Source organism: Arthrobacter sp. HMWF013 (assembly GCF_003061105.1).
Classification (GTDB): Bacteria; Actinomycetota; Actinomycetes; order Actinomycetales; family Micrococcaceae; genus Arthrobacter.
In genome coordinates this window covers 1-1,607 of sequence record NZ_QAIQ01000704.1, presented here as the reverse complement: position 1 = coordinate 1,607, position 1,607 = coordinate 1, and the positions used below count along the sequence as shown (strand labels likewise).

Sequence of the window (1,607 nt, the reverse complement as noted above, 5' to 3'; positions counted from 1 at the left end):
TATGGGCTGACGGAGGCCTCTCCCAACGTCCTGTGCCTTGCCAACGAGGACGCCGAACGCATGGTGGGCTACTCCGGGAAGCCCTACCCGCACGTTGCGGTTGCGGTGGCGGACCCGGTCACCGGGGAAGTGTACGACGGCGAGGCCACGGGCGAGCTGTTGGTAGGTGGCCCGGGTGTTTTCGCGGGGTACTTCCGGGACCCCGCTGCAACGGCTGCCGTCCTCGCCGGCGGCTGGCTGCGCACCGGGGACCTGGTGGAACGTGATGCCGACGGGTACATCCGGGTGGTGGACCGGCTCAAGGACATCTACATTTCCGGTGGCGAAAATGTTTCACCGGCCGAAGTAGAGGAAGTTTTGCTGTCCCACCCTGCCGTGGCGCAGGCAGCCGTGGTGGGCGTGGAGGATGAACGCTGGGGTGAAAGCGGACACGCCTTTGTGGTGGTCCGGCCCGGCATGGCAACGGACGAGCAGGAACTGCTGCTGCACTGCGCCGCCCAGCTCTCCTCGTTCAAGGTCCCCGCCAGGCTAACGATGGTGGGTTCACTGCCCCGCACGGCACTGAACAAGGTGGTCCGCGCCAGGCTGCGGCAGGAACTCGCGGGAAGCCATCCCGGCGTACGGGGACCGGCGCCGCGGCAGCACACGGAAGGTGGCCGCAGATGAGTGCCGTGCCCCGCACCGCCAGGGGCACGCGCACCCGGGCCAAACTGCTTGAGGCTGCAGAGACGGTTTTCGCCTCCGTGGGCTACCACGAAGCCTCCATCGTGAAGATCACGGAGGAAGCCGGCGTCGGGCTTGGCACCTTCTACCTCTACTTCGACGGCAAACAGACCATCTTTGACGAGGTGGTGGAGGACCTCAACCGGAGGGTCCGGCATGCGATGACTGATGCCGCCCGCAGCGCCGGAACCAGGCTCGAGGCCGAACGGGCAGGTTTCCGGGCGTTCTTCCGGTTCACGGCCCAGCACCCGGCGCTCTACCGGATCATCCGGCAGGCCGAGTTCGTCTCGCCCGGGGCCCTCCGGCTGCACTACACCCGGATCGTCAACGGCTACATCGAAGGGCTCAAAGCGGCGCAGCTCAGCGGGGAGGTCCGGGACATGGATCCCACCGTGGCGGCGTGGGCGCTGATGGGCGTCGGCGAACTGATCGGCATGCGCTGGGTGCTCTGGGACGAGGAAGGCACCGACCCCGTCCCCGGAGCGCGCCCCGATGTGCCGGAGGACGTCTTCGAGGAAATGATGCAGTTCATCGAGCGCGCCCTCGCACCCGGCCCAGGCGCCGCGCCGGCACCCAACTCCACCCCCGGTTCTTCCCGGCCCGATGAAGGGGAAACCGCATGACGCGAGAAGCCAGCAACGCCACGTACCGCACTGCCGGGGTCGAGGTCCGCGGCGGCACCCTGCACACAGCCGTCTGGGGTCCCGAGGATCCGGATACGCCCACCATCCTCGCCGTCCACGGGGTGACGGCCTCCCATAAGGCGTGGCATTACCTGGCTGAGGCCTTGCCTGATGTGCGGATCATCGCCCCTGACCTGCGGGGACGGGGCCGCAGCAACGGACTTCCCGCCCCCTACGGCATGCCCACCCACGCCCAGGACC

Annotated in this window: 3 protein-coding genes; all 3 read left to right on the top strand. The window is 68.2% G+C overall.

Annotated features, from left to right (window positions below):
- The coding region (locus DBR22_RS22715; protein ID WP_146187637.1) for a class I adenylate-forming enzyme family protein at positions 1-666 on the top strand (666 nt) is incomplete at its 5' end.
- Complete coding sequence (locus DBR22_RS22710; protein ID WP_108600835.1) at positions 663-1,346, top strand: TetR/AcrR family transcriptional regulator; 684 nt, start codon at positions 663-665, stop codon at positions 1,344-1,346. The genes DBR22_RS22715 and DBR22_RS22710, both read left to right, overlap by 4 nt.
- On the top strand, positions 1,343-1,607 hold a 265-nt coding region (locus DBR22_RS22705; protein ID WP_146187636.1), incomplete at its 3' end, for an alpha/beta fold hydrolase. The genes DBR22_RS22710 and DBR22_RS22705, both read left to right, overlap by 4 nt.

What these genes read in the sequence shown, in the direction of transcription:
- DBR22_RS22710 (WP_108600835.1), top strand. Translation starts at nt 663, where the DNA reads ATGAGTGCCGTGCCCCGCACCGCCAGGGGCACGCGCACCCGGGCCAAA.